The sequence below is a fragment of the Enterobacter sp. PL_is514 genome, from assembly GCF_055816715.1.
Genome location: NZ_JBVPGN010000036.1, coordinates 634,068 through 652,824, shown reverse-complemented (window position 1 = coordinate 652,824; position 18,757 = coordinate 634,068). Strand labels below are relative to the sequence as shown.

The 18,757-nt window shown below is 52.8% G+C and carries 17 protein-coding genes and 1 pseudogene; 13 read left to right on the top strand and 5 right to left on the bottom strand.

Annotated elements, in window-relative coordinates; genetic code table 11:
* Positions 1 to 31 precede the first annotated feature (31 nt).
* From mdtH to AC0TNG_RS23430, 9 genes are all read left to right on the top strand, one after another.
* The gene (mdtH, locus tag AC0TNG_RS23470; RefSeq protein WP_024909006.1) at positions 32 to 1,240 is read left to right on the top strand and encodes a multidrug efflux MFS transporter MdtH; all 1,209 of its coding nucleotides are present in this window, start codon (positions 32 to 34) and stop codon (positions 1,238 to 1,240) included.
* A gap of 123 nt (positions 1,241 to 1,363) precedes the next feature.
* Entirely contained in the window at positions 1,364 to 1,924 is a 561-nt protein-coding gene (locus AC0TNG_RS23465; RefSeq protein WP_023311126.1) for a lipoprotein, read from the top strand.
* A gap of 126 nt (positions 1,925 to 2,050) precedes the next feature.
* The gene (gene pyrC, locus AC0TNG_RS23460) at positions 2,051 to 3,097 is read left to right on the top strand and encodes a dihydroorotase (protein WP_032650832.1); all 1,047 of its coding nucleotides are present in this window, start codon (positions 2,051 to 2,053) and stop codon (positions 3,095 to 3,097) included.
* Between the two features lie 74 nt (positions 3,098 to 3,171).
* Complete coding sequence (gene dinI / locus AC0TNG_RS23455; protein WP_008500826.1) at positions 3,172 to 3,417, top strand: DNA damage-inducible protein I; 246 nt, start codon at positions 3,172 to 3,174, stop codon at positions 3,415 to 3,417.
* Between the two features lie 274 nt (positions 3,418 to 3,691).
* Entirely contained in the window at positions 3,692 to 3,946 is a 255-nt protein-coding gene (bssS, locus tag AC0TNG_RS23450) for a biofilm formation regulator BssS (RefSeq protein ID WP_008500827.1), read from the top strand.
* A 116-nt stretch (positions 3,947 to 4,062) separates the two neighbouring features.
* Positions 4,063 to 5,181: an N-methyl-L-tryptophan oxidase gene (gene solA / locus AC0TNG_RS23445; protein ID WP_473702362.1), complete on the top strand. Its 1,119-nt coding sequence runs from the start codon at positions 4,063 to 4,065 to the stop codon at positions 5,179 to 5,181.
* A 59-nt stretch (positions 5,182 to 5,240) separates the two neighbouring features.
* Complete coding sequence (locus tag AC0TNG_RS23440; protein WP_032645429.1) at positions 5,241 to 5,354, top strand: DUF2770 family protein; 114 nt, start codon at positions 5,241 to 5,243, stop codon at positions 5,352 to 5,354.
* Positions 5,355 to 5,561: 207 nt separating this feature from the next.
* The gene (locus tag AC0TNG_RS23435) at positions 5,562 to 6,128 is read left to right on the top strand and encodes a cytochrome b (RefSeq protein WP_208763753.1); all 567 of its coding nucleotides are present in this window, start codon (positions 5,562 to 5,564) and stop codon (positions 6,126 to 6,128) included.
* A gap of 1 nt (position 6,129) precedes the next feature.
* A complete protein-coding gene (locus AC0TNG_RS23430) occupies positions 6,130 to 6,708 on the top strand; it encodes a YceI family protein (RefSeq protein WP_048990275.1) in 579 nt (192 codons plus the stop codon).
* A gap of 41 nt (positions 6,709 to 6,749) precedes the next feature.
* Here AC0TNG_RS23430 and trhO read toward each other — a convergent pair whose 3' ends face one another.
* On the bottom strand, positions 6,750 to 7,799 hold the full coding sequence (gene trhO / locus AC0TNG_RS23425) for an oxygen-dependent tRNA uridine(34) hydroxylase TrhO (protein WP_024909001.1): 1,050 nt from the start codon (positions 7,797 to 7,799) through the stop codon (positions 6,750 to 6,752).
* Positions 7,800 to 8,019: 220 nt separating this feature from the next.
* Here trhO and AC0TNG_RS23420 point away from each other — a divergent pair, with 220 nt between their 5' ends.
* The 3 genes and pseudogenes from AC0TNG_RS23420 (at position 8,020) to AC0TNG_RS23410 (ending at position 11,189) form a co-directional block, all read left to right on the top strand.
* Positions 8,020 to 8,946: a Kdo(2)-lipid IV(A) acyltransferase gene (locus tag AC0TNG_RS23420; protein ID WP_157188922.1), complete on the top strand. Its 927-nt coding sequence runs from the start codon at positions 8,020 to 8,022 to the stop codon at positions 8,944 to 8,946.
* Positions 8,947 to 9,086: 140 nt separating this feature from the next.
* Positions 9,087 to 10,304, top strand: a complete 1,218-nt coding sequence (mdtG, locus tag AC0TNG_RS23415) for a multidrug efflux MFS transporter MdtG (protein ID WP_267216714.1) — start codon at positions 9,087 to 9,089, stop codon at positions 10,302 to 10,304.
* A gap of 181 nt (positions 10,305 to 10,485) precedes the next feature.
* A pseudogene (locus AC0TNG_RS23410) lies at positions 10,486 to 11,189 on the top strand (integrase core domain-containing protein).
* 448 nt (positions 11,190 to 11,637) lie between these two features.
* Here the strand turns inward: AC0TNG_RS23410 and AC0TNG_RS23405 are convergent.
* On the bottom strand, positions 11,638 to 12,150 hold the full coding sequence (locus AC0TNG_RS23405; RefSeq protein ID WP_343582610.1) for a DUF2778 domain-containing protein: 513 nt from the start codon (positions 12,148 to 12,150) through the stop codon (positions 11,638 to 11,640).
* Positions 12,151 to 13,847: 1,697 nt separating this feature from the next.
* Here AC0TNG_RS23405 and AC0TNG_RS23400 point away from each other — a divergent pair.
* Positions 13,848 to 14,222 carry a MysB family protein gene (locus AC0TNG_RS23400; RefSeq protein ID WP_023311118.1) on the top strand — a complete coding sequence of 125 codons (375 nt, stop codon included), beginning with the start codon at positions 13,848 to 13,850 and terminating at the stop codon, positions 14,220 to 14,222.
* Between the two features lie 6 nt (positions 14,223 to 14,228).
* Here AC0TNG_RS23400 and AC0TNG_RS23395 read toward each other — a convergent pair whose 3' ends face one another.
* From AC0TNG_RS23395 to mdoG, 3 genes are all read right to left on the bottom strand, one after another.
* Positions 14,229 to 14,456 carry a YceK/YidQ family lipoprotein gene (locus tag AC0TNG_RS23395; RefSeq protein ID WP_032650824.1) on the bottom strand — a complete coding sequence of 76 codons (228 nt, stop codon included), beginning with the start codon at positions 14,454 to 14,456 and terminating at the stop codon, positions 14,229 to 14,231.
* 84 nt (positions 14,457 to 14,540) lie between these two features.
* Positions 14,541 to 17,069, bottom strand: a complete 2,529-nt coding sequence (mdoH, locus tag AC0TNG_RS23390) for a glucans biosynthesis glucosyltransferase MdoH (protein WP_473713172.1) — start codon at positions 17,067 to 17,069, stop codon at positions 14,541 to 14,543.
* Positions 17,062 to 18,615, bottom strand: coding sequence for a glucans biosynthesis protein MdoG (gene mdoG / locus AC0TNG_RS23385; protein ID WP_021240787.1), 1,554 nt, complete (start codon positions 18,613 to 18,615; stop codon positions 17,062 to 17,064). The genes mdoH and mdoG overlap by 8 nt, the downstream gene beginning before the upstream one ends.
* Between the last annotated feature and the right edge of the window lie 142 nt (positions 18,616 to 18,757).

The following is an 18,757-nucleotide window of genomic DNA, read 5'->3' as shown; positions in this document are numbered from 1 at the left end:
TGCTCACCATCTTATTTTCCCTGGAGGGAAAATGTCCCGCGTATCACAGGCCAGGAGCCTGGGTAAATATTTCCTGCTCGTCGATAACATGCTGGTCGTGCTCGGCTTTTTTGTCGTTTTCCCGCTGATATCGATTCGCTTTGTCGATCAAATGGGCTGGGCGGCGTTAATGGTCGGCATTGCCCTGGGGTTACGCCAGTTTGTCCAGCAGGGCCTGGGGGTCTTTGGTGGGGCCATTGCCGACCGCTTTGGCGCTAAACCGATGATCGTGACCGGTATGCTGCTGCGCGCGGCAGGCTTTGCCACAATGGCGGTCGCTCAGGAGCCCTGGCTGCTCTGGTTCTCCTGTTTCCTCTCCGGTATCGGGGGCACGCTGTTCGATCCGCCACGCACCGCGCTGGTGGTGAAGCTTATTCGCCCGCAGCACCGCGGCCGCTTCTTCTCGATTCTGATGATGCAGGACAGCGCCGGGGCGGTTGTTGGCGCCCTGCTGGGAAGCTGGCTGCTGCAGTACGACTTCCGTCTGGTCTGCGCGGCTGGGGCGGTGCTCTTTATTCTGTGCGCGCTGTTTAATGGCCTGTTCCTGCCCGCCTGGAAACTGTCGACGGTCAAAGCACCTGTCCGGGAAGGGCTTGGCCGCGTCCTGCGCGACAAACGTTTTGTCACCTATGTGCTGACATTGACGGGCTACTACATGCTGGCTGTGCAGGTCATGCTGATGCTGCCGATCATGGTTAACGACATTGCTGGCACGCCTGCTGCCGTTAAATGGATGTACGCCATCGAAGCCTGCCTGTCGTTAACGCTGCTTTATCCGATTGCCCGCTGGAGCGAACGGCGTTTTCGTCTGGAGCATCGCCTGATGGCCGGGCTGTTCCTGATGACGCTGAGCATGATGCCGATCGGGCTGGTGAACTCTCTCCAGCAGCTGTTTACCCTGATTTGCACCTTCTATATAGGGTCGATCATCGCCGAGCCTGCCCGTGAAACGCTGAGCGCCTCCCTTGCGGATGCGCGTGCGCGCGGCAGCTATATGGGTTTCAGCCGGCTGGGGCTGGCGCTTGGTGGCGCATTAGGTTACGCCGGAGGCGGCTGGTTGTTTGATGCCGGCAAAGCGTTAAACCAGCCCGAACTCCCGTGGATGATGCTCGGCGTGGTGGGCTTTATGACGCTCCTTGCCCTGTGGTGGCAGTTCAGCCAGAAACGCAGCGCGAGCGGCATGCTCGAGCCTGGCGCGTAGGCTTTCCCTCGGGCGGGAGTCCCTCCCGCCCCACTTCTCAGTTTTTTCTGCTGGTTTCTGCCCATTCCCGCTGACATACTGGCGTAACAGGACAGAAGCGCCGATTTTTCGTTGAGGAACACTATGAAGAAAATTGTCTTTGCCGCTGCATTAGTTGTCAGCGGTCTGCTGGTTGGCTGTAACCAGCTCACGCAATATACCGTCAGTGAACAGGAAATTAATCAGGCGCTGGAAAAACATAACAATTTCTCGAAAGACATTGGCGTGCCGGGGCTGGCGGACGCGCATATCGTGCTCACGAATCTGACCAGCCAGATCGGACGTGAAGAGCCAAACAAAGTCACCCTGGCCGGTGACGCGGATCTTGATATGTCCTCCCTCTTTGGCAATCAGAAAGCCAACATCAAGCTCAAGCTGAAGGCACTTCCCGTTTTCAACAAAGAGAAAGGGGCGATTTTCCTCCAGGAGATGGAAGTCGTCGATGCGCAGGTGTCGCCGGACAAGATGGCGCCGGTTCTGCAAACCCTGATGCCCTATCTCAACCAGTCGCTGCGTAATTATTTCAACCAGCAGCCCGCGTACGTCTTAAGCGAAGATAAAAGCAAGGGCGAAGCCCTGGCGAAAAAATACGCAAAAGGAATAGAGGTTAAGCCGGGTGAAATCATCATTCCTTTCACCGATTAACCTGAAGGGCGCTGCGGCGCCCTTTTTTTTACGGAAAAGTGTGCAAACGAAAACGTTTCCGCTTATGATTTGTGTCCGGCAAAAACAGCCATCCTTATGACTGATTCCTGACAAGCCGGAGCTTCCATGACTGCACAACCCCAGGTTCTTAAAATCCGCCGCCCTGACGACTGGCATATCCATCTGCGTGATGGCGATATGCTGAAAACCGTCGTGCCTTATACCAGCGAAATTTATGGCCGCGCGATTGTCATGCCTAACCTGGTTCCACCAGTCACCACCGTCGATGCCGCGATAGCCTATCGCCAGCGCATCCTGGATGCCGTGCCTGCGGGACACGATTTTACCCCGTTGATGACCTGCTATCTGACCGACTCGCTGGACCCTAACGAAGTGGAGCGTGGGTTTAACGAAGGCGTATTTACGGCGGCGAAACTCTATCCGGCAAATGCCACCACCAACTCCAGCCACGGCGTCACCAGCATTGATGCCATCATGCCGGTTCTGGAGCGCATGCAGAAACTGGGCATGCCGCTGCTGGTCCATGGTGAAGTCACGCATGCCGAGATTGACATCTTCGACCGTGAAGCCCGGTTTATCGAGACCGTGATGGAGCCTCTGCGCCAGCGCCTGCCCGCGCTTAAAGTGGTCTTTGAGCATATCACCACCAAAGACGCGGCAGAGTACGTGCGCGACGGCAACGATCTTATCGCCGCCACCATTACGCCGCAGCACCTGATGTTTAACCGTAACCACATGCTGGTGGGCGGGGTGCGCCCTCACCTGTACTGCCTGCCGATTCTCAAGCGCAACATCCACCAGCAGGCGCTGCGCGAGCTGGTTGCCAGCGGGTTCTCCCGCGCGTTCCTCGGCACCGACTCCGCGCCTCACGCCCGCCACCGTAAAGAGGCAAGCTGCGGCTGCGCAGGCTGCTTCAACGCCCCAACGGCGCTTGCCAGCTACGCGACCGTATTTGAAGAGATGAACGCGCTGGAACATTTCGAAGCGTTCTGCTCCCTTAACGGCCCGCGCTTCTACGGCCTGCCGGTCAACGACAGCTTCATCGAACTGGAGCGTAAAGCGAGCCACGTTGAGGAGTCCATTGCGCTGACGGATGACACGCTGATCCCCTTCCTGGCGGGCGAAACCGTTAACTGGACGGTAAAACGTTAAAAAATCAATGCCCCTTGTTGTCAAACCGATAATATACCTGTATAAATAAACAGTATATTACACAGGGGGCATTTATGCGTATTGAAGTCACCATAGCCAAAACAACTGTTCTGCCTGCCGGCGCGCTTGATGCACTGGCAGGCGAATTATCCCGCCGTATTAACAACACCTTTCCCGACAACGCGGGTGCCGTAACGGTGCGTTACGCCGCGGCGAACAACCTCTCCGTCATTGGTGCGGCGAAAGAAGATAAAGATCGCATCAGCGAAATCCTGCAGGAAACGTGGGAAAGCGCAGACGACTGGTTTATCACAGATTAATACTGCTCCCTCATTGTGTTTTTTTGCCGGGTCGCCCCGGCTTTTTTTTGTCTAAAAATACGGTAAGTTCAAATTAATTCGGCATCTTCTTTAAGAATCGTGAACAAGATGGTGTTTTATTGTTCGAACAATCCTAAAAAGCAGAAAAATGTGTTGCCACCTGTTTATTTTTCCCTTCGGAACCCTTATTACTTGGTATACTAAAGATGCTTTCAGAAAAACATGCATTGAACCTCAAAGCCGTTGTCTTCTAACACGCATTAAGGGGGTTATAATGGAAAAGAATAGTGAAGTGATCCAGACCCATCCACTTGTTGGCTGGGATATCAGTACCGTAGATAGCTACGATGCGCTGATGCTGCGTTTGCACTACCAGACCCCGAATCAACTCAACCGTGAAGAAGCGGAAGTTGGACAGACGCTGTGGCTAACAACAGACGTCGCCCGTCAGTTTATTTCTATTTTAGAGGCAGGTATTGCAAAAATAGAATCTGGCGACTATCAGGAAAATGAGTATAAACGGCACTAAGCTTATGCCCACTTTTCTCTCTACAGGCACCCTCGCGGTGCCTTATTTATTTCTCCCTTGTCTAACTCCGCGTTGTTAATTACTCTGCTAACAAAACGTCAGTTTATGAGATGCATATGAGATACGACTTAATCATTATTGGTAGCGGCTCCGTGGGTTCCGCTGCCGGTTATTACGCAACACAGGCAGGTCTGAAGGTCCTGATGATCGATGCCCACCTCCCTCCCCATGCGGAAGGCAGCCATCATGGCGATACCCGCCTCATGCGCCATGCGTATGGAGAAGGCGAGCGCTATGTCCCGCTGGTGCTTCGCGCCCAGACGCTGTGGGATGAACTGGCGAAGCAGACCGAAGAGCGTATTTTCGAGCGTACCGGGGTTATCAACCTTGGCCCGGCTCATTCGGAATTTCTTGCCGGCGTTGAGCGCAGCGCGAAAGCCTTTAATCTGGACGTTGAGAAGCTGGACGCAACGGGCATAACCGCGCGCTGGCCTGAAATTAGCGTCCCGGACGATTATATTGGCCTCTTTGAAGCCCACTCCGGCGTACTGCATTGTGAAACAGCGATCAAAACCTGGGTCGACCTTGCCGCGAAAGCCGGCTGTGCACAGCTGTTTAACTGTCCGGTGGAGGCCATCACCCATGACGAGAATGGCGTCACGGTAACGACCCTTGACGGCGACTATTCAGCCTCTCGCCTGCTCGTCAGCGCAGGAACCTGGGTCACTCGCCTGCTGCCGGAGCTGCCAATCCAGCCGGTGCGCAAGGTCTTCTCCTGGTTCCAGTCAGATGGGCGCTACAGCGCGCAGAATAAATTCCCGGCCTTCACCGGGGAATTACCGAATGGCGATCAGTTCTACGGTTTCCCTTCCGAGAAAGACGCGCTGAAAATTGGTAAACACAACGGGGGCCAGGCGATCACCTCCCCTGAAGAGCGTAAGCCTTTCGGCGCCTTTCCTCAGGATGGTTCGGAAGCCTTCTCATTCCTGCGGAATATTCTTCCGGGCGTCGGTGGCTTGCTGTATGGCGCAGCCTGTACCTACGACAACACACCGGATGAAGACTTCATCATTGATACGCTGCCCGGGCATGACAACACCCTGCTCATCACCGGGCTGAGCGGCCACGGCTTTAAATTCGCTTCCGTGCTAGGTGAAATCGCCGCGCAGTTTGCTCAGGGTATCACGCCGCAGTTTGATCTGACGCCCTTCTCACTCTCGCGTTTTAACGGATAATCCACACGGGCTCCGGACGTCCCGGGGCCCGGTTCACTCACACTGCATTACGGGGCGTTATGCGCAGGATCGTTAGCTTTCTGATGAATAATATTCGCGAGCATTTTATGCTCTATCTCTTATTGTGGGCGCTGTTGGCCATTATTGATTTTGTTTACATTGTATTTTACTGAAAAGCCTTACTGACAATAATTGACGTTAATTTATCTTTACTGAAACTCACCATTTCGCTTGCACGAAGAGATTGAATTAGCGTTAGCGATCCTTTTCAAAATTGCTGAAATAAATAAAATAAAAATCAATAGACAATTATTTCAGTTGCAATATCCCGCCTTCCCGTTCATTTTTACTTTCCGGTTAATTTGAAAATGGACATTCTGATGCAATTGCGTAACTCCTCCCGGCGCTACGGAATAATATCCATAGGTTTGCACTGGATATTTGCTCTTGCCGTCTACGGTATGTTTGGACTTGGGCTCTGGATGGTCACGCTCAGCTATTACGATGGCTGGTATCACCAGGCACCGGAGTTACATAAAAGCATTGGTGTCCTGCTGATGCTGGGCCTGGTTTTCCGCGTGATCTGGCGACATATTTCCCCACCGCCTGCCGCGCCGAAGACCCACAGCAAATTTACCCGCGTCAGTGCAGTCGCCGCGCATATTGCGCTCTATGCGCTGCTCTTCGCCATTCTGATTAGCGGATACCTTATCTCGACGGCGGACGGTAAGCCGATTAGCGTCTTTGGCCTTTTTGACGTCCCGGCAACGCTCAGCGATGCGGGCGCTCAGGCAGACACCGCAGGGGTCGTACACCTCTGGCTTGCGTGGAGCGTCGTGATCCTGTCCGTACTTCACGGGCTTGCCGCCCTCAAACACCATTTTATTGATAAAGACGATACGCTAAAGCGCATGCTTGGCCGCTCGTCAGTTGACTCTGGAGCATAAAATGAAAAAACACCTGCTGGGTATCGCCCTGGGTTCTCTGTTATTCACCGCCGGTTCCGCCGTGGCGGCTGATTATAAAATTGATAAAGAGGGCCAGCACGCTTTCGTCAATTTCCGTATTCAGCATCTGGGATACAGCTGGCTGTACGGTACCTTTAAGGATTTTGACGGCACATTCACCTTTGACGAGAAAAATCCTGCCGCCGACAAGGTCAACGTGACCATTAATACTAACAGCGTTGATACCAATCATGCTGAACGTGATAAACATCTGCGCAGTGGGGAATTCCTCAATGTCGGGAAATACCCACAGGCTACTTTCACCTCCACGGAAGTGAAAAAAGACGGTGATAAGCTGAATATTACCGGCAACCTGACGCTTAACGGCGTAACAAAACCGGTCACGCTGGAGGCTAAATTATTGGGTCAGGGTGACGATCCGTGGGGCGGTAAACGCGCAGGATTTGAAGCAGCGGGTAAAATTCATCTGAAAGATTTTAATATCACAACGGATTTAGGCCCGGCGTCTCAGGACGTGGAGCTGATTATTTCCGTTGAAGGTGTACAGCAGAAATCATAATAGATTCGCCCGGCAGGCTTTTGCCGTACCGGGCGTTATTATCATTCCGGGTCAGGGATACCCAGTTTGGTATTCAGACGGCCGCGTGATTTATTGAAAATCTTGTTGCCGTTTTCACGTCCTGCACGACGGCGACGCTGTTCTTCTTCCGGCAGGATGCTCTCTTCGCTGCACAATTCGCTACAGCAGCCGTTAAACTTCTCGGCACAGGCCGGGCACTGAATAAACAGCAGATGGCACCCGTCGTTTTTGCAGTTGGTATGGGTATCGCACGGCGCGCCGCACTGGTGGCACTGGGCAATAACGTCTTCCGAGATACGCTCACCCATACGCTCGTCAAAGACAAAGTTTTTCCCGATAAAGCGTACCGGTAAACCCTGTTCACGGGCACGACGGGCGTACTCGATAATGCCGCCTTCAATATGCCAGACCTTATTAAAGCCGTTGTGCTTCATCCACGCGCTGGCTTTCTCACAGCGGATACCGCCGGTGCAGTACATAACGATCTTTTTATCTTTATGTTCCTGCATCATCTCAACCGCTTTGGGCAGCTGCTCGCGGAAGGTGTCGGCCGGGATTTCCATTGCGTTCTCGAAATGCCCCACTTCGTACTCATAGTGGTTACGCATATCAATGAACACGGCATCCGGATCGTCCAGCATCGCATTCACTTCCGCAGCCTTCAGATATTCGCCGACATCCGCCGGGTTAAACTCAGGATCGTCGATACCGTCCGCCACGATGCGTTCACGCACCTTCATGCGCAGCACCCAGAAGGATTTCCCGTCATCGTCCAGGGCAATGTTCAGGCGTAAGCCGTCGAGGGCCGGATCGAAGTGATAAAGAACGTCGCGGAAAGCGCTGACTTTGCTTTCCGGTACGCTAATCTGCGCGTTGATGCCTTCACGGGCAAGGTAGACGCGTCCGAAGACGTTCAGGGCCGTGAACGCCTGATAAAGCGCATCGCGGGTTGCCTGCGGATCGTTGATCGTGAAGTATTTGTAGAAAGAGATGGTGGTGCGCGGTTCGGTTTCAGCCAACATACGCGCTTTTAACATCTCATTCGACACGCGGTTGTGTAACACTGGCATGGTGTACAGTCCTGGAATCGTTAGAGAGAATGAAAATCGGTCGGCATCATATAGCAAATAAAACTAATTTACATCCACACAATTTACGCTACATTTCACACACCCTGATTAATCAGGCTTAACAATTGCTGTATTCGTGCACGCTTCGAAAGCAGATATTTTGGCTACGTCTAAAAAAATGAGACACTAGCAAAACAGGACGTTTGAACACAGGAAAGACATGACCCAGTTACCAAAATTTACTGCCGCCCTTTTGCATCCCCGCTATTGGTTGACCTGGCTTGGCATTGGCTTTTTATGGCTCCTGGTACAGCTTCCCTACCCTGTAATTTTTCGGTTGGGTAAATTTCTGGGCCGTTTCGCGCAGCTGTTTATGAAGCGTCGCGCCAAAATCGCGTACCGCAATCTTGAGCTCTGTTTTCCGCAGATGAGCGAGACAGATCGTCACGATATGGTCTCGAAGAATTTCGAATCCGTCGGGATGGGGCTCATGGAAACCGGTATGGCGTGGTTCTGGCCAGACAAACGCATGGCCCGCTGGAGCGAGGTGACGGGAACCGGCATGGATCCGGTGCATACGCTTCAGGCCAACCAGACGGGCGTTCTGCTGATCGGCGTCCATTTTCTGACGCTGGAAATCGGGGCACGCATGTTCGGCATGCAGGCACCCGGCATTGGCGTTTATCGTCCTAACGATAACCCGGTCATCGATTTAATCCAGACCAACGGCCGCATGCGCTCCAACAAAAGCATGATCGACCGAAAAGATCTGAAGGGCATGATCCGCGCGCTGAAATCCGGTGAAGTGGTCTGGTATGCCCCCGACCACGACTATGGTCCGCAGGCCAGCGTATTTGTCCCCTTCTTCGCCGTTGACGAGGCCGCCACAACCACCGGCACCTGGATGCTGGCGCGGATGTCCAAAGCTGCCATCGTGCCTTTTGTTCCTCGCCGTAAACCGGATGGTTCAGGCTACGAGCTGATGATGCTGGAGCCGGAACTCGCGCCGCCGCTTGACGATGCAGAAACCACCGCGCGCTGGATGAACAGCGTTGTGGAGAAGTGCATCATGCTCGCCCCGGAGCAGTATATGTGGCTGCACCGCCGTTTTAAAACACGCCCACAAGGTACGCCGTCCCGCTATTAATCCTCATGCGGTCCTCAGGGCCGCATGCTGTTTTAGCTTTAAAAGCTCCCCCTCATTGCGGCAATCATAACCCAGGCGCATAATTAGCAGGCTTATTACTTCATGCTTCAGGTGCTCAGCACCTCATTATGCGGATTGTTATGTCACCCTCAGATGCCCCCATAAACTGGAAGCGTAACCTCACGGTTGCGTGGCTTGGCTGTTTTCTTACCGGCGCGGCGTTTAGCCTGGTCATGCCCTTCCTGCCGCTCTACGTCGAACAGCTGGGCGTGACGGGTCACAGCGCGCTCAATATGTGGTCCGGCCTGGTATTCAGCATCACGTTCCTGTTTTCTGCGATCGCTTCGCCCTTCTGGGGCAGCCTTGCCGATCGCAAGGGACGTAAAATCATGCTGCTGCGTTCGGCGCTGGGGATGGCCATTATCATGGCGCTGATGGGCGTGGCGCAAAACGTCTGGCAGTTCCTGATCCTCCGCGCGCTGCTGGGCCTGCTGGGGGGCTTTATTCCCAATGCCAATGCCCTGATTGCCACACAAATTCCCCGCCATAAGAGCGGCTGGGCGCTGGGCACGCTCTCAACCGGCGGCGTGAGCGGCGCCCTGCTGGGGCCACTGGCCGGCGGACTCCTGGCCGATAGCTATGGCCTGCGGCCAGTTTTCTTTATCACCGCCAGCGTGCTGTTCCTGTGCTTTATCGTCACCCTGCTCTGTATTCGGGAAAACTTCACGCCTGTCGCCAAAAAAGAGATGCTTCACGCCAGGGAGGTGCTGACCTCGCTTAAAAATCCCAGACTGGTGCTGAGCCTGTTCGTGACGACAATGATTATCCAGGTGGCTACCGGGTCGATTGCCCCTATTCTGACGCTGTACGTTCGCGACCTGGCGGGTAACGTCAGCAATATTGCGTTCATCAGCGGGCTGATCGCCTCCGTACCCGGCGTGGCGGCGCTGCTGAGTGCCCCGAGGCTGGGAAAACTGGGGGACCGGGTGGGTCCGGAAAAAATCCTGATCTGCGCGCTGGTGATTTCCGTCCTGCTGCTTATCCCGATGTCGATGGTGCAAACGCCATGGCAGCTGGGCGTCCTGCGCTTTTTGCTGGGTGCCGCCGACGGCGCGTTGCTGCCCGCCGTACAGACCCTGCTGGTCTACAACTCCACGAACCAGATTGCCGGGCGTATTTTCAGCTATAACCAGTCATTCCGGGATATTGGTAACGTCACCGGACCGCTGCTCGGGGCCGGGATCTCCGCCAGCTTCGGTTTTCGCGCCGTCTTTATCGTGACGGCGGGCGTCGTGTTGTTCAATGCCATTTATTCGTGGTTCAGTTTATCCCGCGCGTTACGGCCCGTGACGGAATAAGACGAACGCCTGAAGCTTATTTTCGCATTCATACTTGCAGAATCTTATATTCAGCTATTCTTTCCCTGAAACCTTCGGGAAAACAGGGAGACACTAATGACCATGTACGCTGACCTGCTCCTCGTTGATTAAGACACCGCGATGTAAGTAATGTCTTCATAAGCCACATGAGGACATCCCCATGAAGAAGCGTTTTTCCGACGAACAGATCATCAGTATCCTCCGCGAAGCTGAAGCAGGGGTCTCTGCCCGTGAGCTCTGCCGCAAGTACGCCATTTCCAACGCCACCTATTATACCTGGCGTAAGAAGCTGCTTGCCGAAGCCATGCTGGATAAGGAGGCTCTTCAGTGGCCCTGGGGCGAAAGTACTGACGACAGACCAGAAGCGGGAAGCCGTGGTATTGATGTGTGATGCGACCGGTCGCAGGATCAAGTGCCTGACCTGTGTGGACGACTTCACGAAGGAGTGCCTGACATTACCATCGCATTCGGGATTTCAGGCGTTCAGGTCACGCGTATTCTGGACAGCATTGCACTGTTTCGAGGCTATCCGGCGACGATAAGAACTGACCAGGGGCCGGAGTTCACCTGCCGTGCAATGGATCAATGGGCTTTTGAGCATGGTATTGAACTGCGCTTAATCCAGCCGGGCAAGCCAACGCAGAACGGATTTATTGAGAGCTTTAACGGGCGATTTCGCGATGAATGTCTGAATGAGCACAGGTTCAGTGATATCGTTCACGCAAGGAAAGTCATTAATGACTGGCGGCAGGATTATAACGATGTCGTCCACATTCAGCACTGAATTATCAGACGCCATCAGAGTTTGCAGCACGGTGGCGGAATGGAAAATGTGAAAGTAAACAAACCGACATTACTAACTGATGGTTGTGTCTAATACGGGGGGCAGGTCAGGACGGTTATCACATTGCCAATAACTTCATAAACAAAATCGTTAATAATATATTTTTCCATAAACTCACCTCATCTATTGTTGATGTATTTATTGTTATAGTCAGTAATTAAGTACCAAAAAACACCCTCACCATATACAGTGAGGGTACTTAATAAAATGAGGTATTAGCGATTGGCCTGAAACTTTCTTAGTACCAAACGTGTGAGCAAGAACAGTATGGTAGCGTAGATAAGTACCATCAGGATTAAGGCGATGAACCTTACCGGATCTGCATCAGCTTCATATGAACCACTCAGGCCGGAACCGAAAGTACTATAGGCGGTATCCATGACCCATTGCGTTAGTCCATTGAGAGGCTTACCGAAACTTGATAGCCACCATGCAAAGACAATACAGATACTGTATATGGCCGCATTCTTAACGAATCCTGCACTTCGCATAGTCGCTCCCCCCTTGCACATCAACATAACCATATGCCATCAATCCAGTCCTTGATCCTGGTACTTTAACCTTTTTAGTACGGAGCAACTGACTACGTACAGTATAGAAATCGGGTCGATTGACGAAAGTAATACACCCCTCAGAGAAACCAGAACCATCCGGCCTGAGTGGATGTAACCGGAAACTACCACGCGATACACCGTTAATCATTATGCTATCTGTCATGGTTTGAGCACTGAAGAGTGCAAACCATTCGGAGTGGTCATTACCTGTGATTGTATCAACGCCCCATGCCCGGATCTTATTCAATGTAGAGCCAGTTGGCCTATCAACTATCCAGTACCGTCCAGTAGGTATTGCACTGTTTGGTAAGTACGCACAGTTGGGATCATTGGTATATGGGTTTTGCCCACTGAATGCAGAGAAAGTTCCTATTCCATAGACGTGTAATTTGGCATAGCCATTTTTATCAATGTCGTCGTATGTCATCCTCATTATTTGCATTTTGTTTTCCCTGCTGTTTGTATAGGGCGATTCTATCATGTGTCGAGTAATCGAACATCACCACTATAAGGTAGGTAAGTACGCGAAGGGATTCAACAGCCCGCAACCCTGACAAGGAGCAAGGCGACGCGTAATTACTCGCAAAGACTTTAGGTACGTAGTACCGACCCCAATCACTTTGATTCAGTACTATCATCTGTCGAGCAAAGTGAGTAATAACGCCTTGCGGGTTTTCGAGTACTGGCGTGACCTGCCTCCATCGGTAGATACATCTTGTTTATTATTCGGAGGTTTATTACTGTTATGTGGAATATGGATAGGGAGAAACATGGGAAGGATTCATGAGCTACAACTCGCTTATACTGAACAAACTTGATGCTGATCGCTACATGGCTAACCTGCTGGATAAAGCCTTGCTGGTGTTCAACAGCAAGCCGTACAACAGGCTCATTTAATATACTCTGGGGTGGAAAGGCTTTCGTGGTATAGCTCGTGCTTCCTCGACAACTACCAGGACGTATGTACACGTTTGAAGCAAGAAGATAAGAGGTTCTTGAAGGCTCTTGTAGTACTCGTAAAACATCATGACACTATAAGAGAGATGCTTGAAATCTATATCAACTATATGTTTGAAAATCTCTCAGACCAGCGCATCAGGAACATTACGTTAATCTTGTCTAAAGCAGGAGCTGGGTTTACAACTGCCACCCTTACCAAGTTTACCATTGCGTACACTATCGCTACGTTAGCGGCTTCAAGTCTTTCAATGCAAGTATCGATCTCCTCGGCACTCACCAAATGGTCAACGCGTGGTGTAGCTGCGGCGGGAATATATGGGTACGCACAGGTAGCTTCACAGGCTGCGGAACGTCTTTTATATAAACATAGTCGGTACTATAGAGATCTCTATAATCGTGATCTGGAAATGTTATACTTCCTGGTTGAATCAATAATTGATCGTGTTGACGTACACAACCAATACCAAAAAGCGATAACGATATTGTTTCTGATATTCTTAGGATAGTACGATGAAAAAAAATGTTTAGCGTGTGGTGGCAGGAATTAGTTAGGCTTGTTATGCAAGTTTATATACCTATTGGTTTAACTATTATTTTCGGTATGCTCGCCGTCACCTTTTGGGAAGATTATGCATTAATATCTACTGTTATATTCCTGATAGTTGCATTTATTGTCAGTGATCGTTTATTCAAACCAAAAAAGAAGCGTTGATATGGAATCAAGAAAAAGCCCCGCTTAATGGGCAATGCCGTTCAGTTAAGGAGCGGTTGACCGATTCTTTACCGCGGCACTATAACGGCTTCCACTACAGGGAGCCGTTTTCTTATGCCATTTCTCAACGACCTGCTCGTTTTCAGCGACGGTTCGCCCATGTCGTCTTCTGCCGCCATCGGAGATGTCAGTACTGGTGAATACCGTCAATCCAAAAACAATTAGAGCACATGTGTGGAGATCTGGAAGCGGTGTTCATAACAAAACGCCTCCAGCCATTAAGGCCGAGGGCAGTTAAGATGTCAAAAATCCGTTACGCGGTGAACTCTCGTGCCGCACCGCTTAAGTGGGCGGCATTGAATGCGTGACGTCTTATTTTCACATTCATACTTGCAGAATCTTATATTCAGCTATTCTTTCCCTGAAACCTTCTGGAAAACAGGGAGACACCAATGACCATGTACGCCACGCTGGAAGAAGCTATTGATGCCGCTCGTGAAGAGTTCCTCGCCGACAACCCCGGCGTTGAAGAAGAAGATGCTGACGTGCAACAGCTTAATATCCAAAAATACGTTCTGCAGGATGGGGATATTATGTGGCAGGCCGAATTCTTTGCCGATGAAGGTGAAGAAGGGGAATGTTTGCCGATATTGAGCGGTGAAGGTGCGCAGGCCGTCTTCGATGGCGACTATGACGAAATCGAACTTCGGCAGGAATGGCTGGAAGAGAACACCCTACACGAGTGGGATGAGGGCGAGTTTCAGCTCGAGCCACCGCTGGATACGGAAGAAGGTCAAACCGCAGCCGATGAGTGGGACGAGCGTTAATTTACGCTATTCGTAAGGGCCATGGCTGGCATCAATCGGCAGCAACAGCGTGTCGAAAATCAGCGAGAACGGCAGATCGAGCACGGTCAGGTAACGCCATGCGGAGTCACGGAGATCCCATTTTACCCCCGGGTAATACTGATTACCGTGGCCTTGCCCTGGAATGGTGCGACTGATGATACTGCCGCAGCCGCTGAGCAGGCATGCCATCAGTACGACGATGATTATTTTCATGAGTAACCTCTAAAAAAATACCGGCAATTAAGCCGGTATTTTATTTGGCGGATGGCGCTTCGCTTATCCGCCCTATTTAAAAACTTACTTCGCCTTCAACGCCAGCGGGTTAAGTTTCAGTTCCTTATAGTAGTTTACCCACGAAGAGTATTTCTCCGGAGCGGACCATACGCGGTAGTGAAGACGCGCCATTGTCACCGGGTCGCTCAACAGCACCAGTCGACGGTCGCGATTGAGTTTTTCCGGGGTCTCGTTAAGCGCCTGCTCAACGTGACGATCGCGGGCAATCTCCAGCACCTGGCTGGCACGGTGACGCGCAGTGGCCATCGCCGTTGCCAGGGCGTTGAATGACGGGTTAAACACGGCGTGCATAAAGCCGTCATCCAGCGTGCGATTGCGGTTCTGCTCGAGATAACGATCGGTATCCACCAGCACCTGCGGCGGGGAATACTCTTCCGGGATCAGGAACAGTTTCCAGCGTTTGGTCCGCAGCCCCACCGTTGAACGGCTGGAGATCACGGAGACAAACGGCGACAGGATCAGCGAGAAGACAATCGGCGCCAGCCAGAACAGGAAGCGCAGATCCAGCCAGGCCATCCCGGCCGCCCACACCAGACCTAGCAGCAGCTGAGAACCGTGGCGCATAAAGGCTTCGCTCCACGGCGTGGAGTCGTCATCACGCTGCGGTGAGTTCCAGACCACTTCCCAGCCCAGGAACGCACTGACCACAAATACGGTGTGGAACAGCATACGCACCGGTGCCAGCAGCACGGAGAACAGCACTTCCAGCAGCAGTGAAAGGGTCACGCGGAAGAAACCGCCGTACTCTTTCGAGCCTTTGCACCAGATCAGGATGATACTGAGCAGCTTAGGCAGGAACAGTAGCACCATGGTGGAGGCAAACAGCGCAATCGCCAGCTCCGGACGCCACTGCGGCCACACCGGGAACAGCTGCCGCGGTTGCAGGAAGTATTGCGGCTCCGTCAGGGCATGGACCACCTGCAGCGCAGTGGAGAGCGCAAGGAACATAAACCACAGCGGTGCGGAGAGATAAGACATCACGCCCGTCAGGAACACCGCACGGTGAACCGGGTGCATCCCTTTAACAAGGAACAGACGGAAGTTCATCAGGTTACCGTGACACCAGCGGCGGTCACGCTTGAGCTCGTCCAGCAGGTTCGGCGGCAGCTCTTCGTACGATCCCGGCAGGTCGTAGGCAATCCAGACGCCCCAGCCAGCACGACGCATTAGCGCTGCTTCCACGAAGTCATGCGACAGAATAGAGCCTGCAAATGACCCCTCACCCGGCAACGGCGCCAGCGCACAGTGCTCAATGAACGGCTTCACGCGGATGATGGCGTTGTGACCCCAGTAGTGCGACTCACCCAGCTGCCAGAAGTGCAGACCCGCGGTGAACAGCGGCCCGTAGACACGGGTGGCGAACTGCTGGCAGCGCGCATAAAGGGTGTCCATGCCGGACGCTTTTGGCGAGGACTGAATGATACCCGCGTTAGGGTTGGCTTCCATCAGACGCACCAGACCGCTCAGGCAGTCACCGCTCATGACGGAGTCCGCATCCAGCACGACCATATAGCTGTACTGATTACCCCAGCGACGGCAGAAGTCATCGATGTTACCGCTTTTACGCTTCACACGACGGCGGCGACGGCGGTAGAAGATCTGCCCTTCGCCCTGCACTTCTGCAATCAGCTCCATCCACGCTTTTTGTTCTGCAACGCAGATATCCGGGTTGTAGCTGTCGCTCAGGATGTAAACGTCAAAATGCTCCGCGTTACCGGTCGCCTTTACGGACTCCCAGGTCGCACGCAGGCCCGCAAATACGCGGTCAACGTCTTCGTTACAGATAGGCATAATCAGCGCGGTACGGTGCTCGGGATTGAGGGGTTCATCCCCGACCGTTGACGCCGAAATGCTGTATTTGTCACGCCCCATCAGCAGCTGCAGGAAGCCCATCAGCGCGGTCCAGAAACCGGCCGAGACCCAGCAGAAGAGAACCGCGAACAGCAGAAGGATGCCGCTCTGCAGAATATACGGCAGCAGCTGCATGAAGGAGACCCAGAGATCCTGGCCCATCATGTCCGTCGGGTTGATGAACGCCCAGCCCTGATAAGGCAGGATGGTTTTCATGTACCAGGTCGCGACGACCGTCTGCGCCAGCGTAAGAAGCAGCAGGATATAGCGACGGATGGTCCCCACGGTACGCCATTTCTGTTCGGACGCCTGCTCTTCTTTTGTCAGGCGCGTCAGATAGCGCGGCGTCACATCACGCCCGCGCAGGCGATCCCAGAAGCGGCCCACCGGGTTGGTGCGCCATGGATCGGGGAACATTGAGGAACGCGTGGCCTTCGGCATCGCCTGAAGCTGATCGCGTCCTTCATCGTCTTTAATCAACTGCCCTTCCGCCAGCGAGTCCGGCCAGGCCTGCTCCAGACGCGCCTTGACTGACCCGAGCGGCGTATCATCATCACGGGAAAACTGACGATGTTCACCATCCAGCGCGGTGTGAACCGCGCGGATGTCGCTCTTAGGCAGTGCCGCTTTTTCGATATCCGTCAGCGGCATGGCATCAATATATTCAGATGTATTATTCATTGGCAGGTAGCTGATAGCTCCAGGTTTCACTCAGCGGCTGATCGTTACTGACCAGCGCAGCACGCATTTCAGTGGTCTGTTTCGGATCTTTCACTTTCACGCGCAGGGTCAGACGCCAGCCTTTGGTTACCGGGTTGTAACGCACGGTATTCTCAACGATTTCACCGTTATCACCGATGCTGGCCTGAGCGGCAACGGCGGTGTCCGGCGACAGTTTCTTCATATCCTGGCCGGTGAAGTCCACGACAAACGCCACGGTCCCGTCAGGCTGACGGATAAGATTAGACTGCTTCACATCACCCGTTGAGCGGCGAGTCTGCATCACATACGCGTTATCCGGCGCATGCAGCTTATCTTCGTCGCGGCTGAAGGTAATGGTGTACTTGAAGTTCATCTCTTTACCGGCTTCCGGCAGCTGATCCGGTGTCCAGTAAGCGACGATGTTATCGTTGGTTTCATCGTTGGTTGGAATTTCTACCAGCTCGACTTTACCTTTACCCCAGTCACCGTTTGGCGTGACCCAGGCGCTTGGACGCTGGTCATAGCGATCGTCCAAATCTTCAAAGCGGGAGAACTGACGACCACGCTGCAGCAGGCCGAAACCTTGCGGGTTTTCCATTGCGAAGCTGCTCACCGCCAGATGTTTCGGGTTATTCAGCGGACGCCAGATCCACTCACCGTTACCGGCATGAATAGACAGACCGTTGGAGTCATGCAGTTCCGGGCGGAAGTTGGTTGCCGGAGACGGCTGGTTCGGCCCAAACAGGAACATGCTGGTCAGTGGCGCAACGCCCAGTTTGCCTACTTTGTCACGCAGGTAAACCTTGGACTGTACGTCAACCACCGTGTCACGACCCGGCATAATCACAAAGCGATAGGCGCCGGTTGCACGCGGGGAATCCAGCAGCGCATAAATGGTCAGACGTTTGTCAGTTGGTTTTGGACGCTCAATCCAGAACTCACGGAAACGTGGGAACTCTTCACCTGATGGCAGCGCGGTATCAATAGCCAGACCACGCGCAGAAAGCCCGTATACCTGCCCCGCGCCAATGACGCGGAAATAGCTGGCACCCAGCATGCTGACGATTTCGTCGTTTTTATCTTTGCTGTTGATCGGGTAAAGCACCTTGAAGCCTGCGAAGCCCAGGTCTTTCACCGTATCTTTATCGTGTTGCACATTGCCAAAATTGAAATAATCCGGGCTGTACTTAATCTTACGAACCGCTGTCGCCGTCACTTCATTGATGGCAACAGGCGTGTCGAAGTACATACCCTGATGATAAAATTCAAGCTTGAACGGGGTTTTGATATTGCTCCAGTACGCTTTATCGTGATTGAACTGGATCTGCTGATAGTCCGCATACTTCATGTCGCGGAAAACGGAGGGCAAGTTACTTTTCGGCGCTTCGTAGCTCTTGCCTGCCATCGATTTTGCCTGTTTTGCGACATCGTCGATGTTAAAGGCCAGTGCCGATGAGGTATACAGTGACAACACCACTGCAGCACCCAACCAACGCATTTTCATCATCTGTGGTTTATGTTTCATAATAAGTAAGCACTTCCCCCTTTGTGTGCTTATATCGATCCGATCCATTTTAATGGAAACTCAGGCAATCCGACAACATTATCACTGCTTTGTTCAGCTGCTGGCTCAGGGATTAAGCAAATGAAAGAACCCGCTATTCACT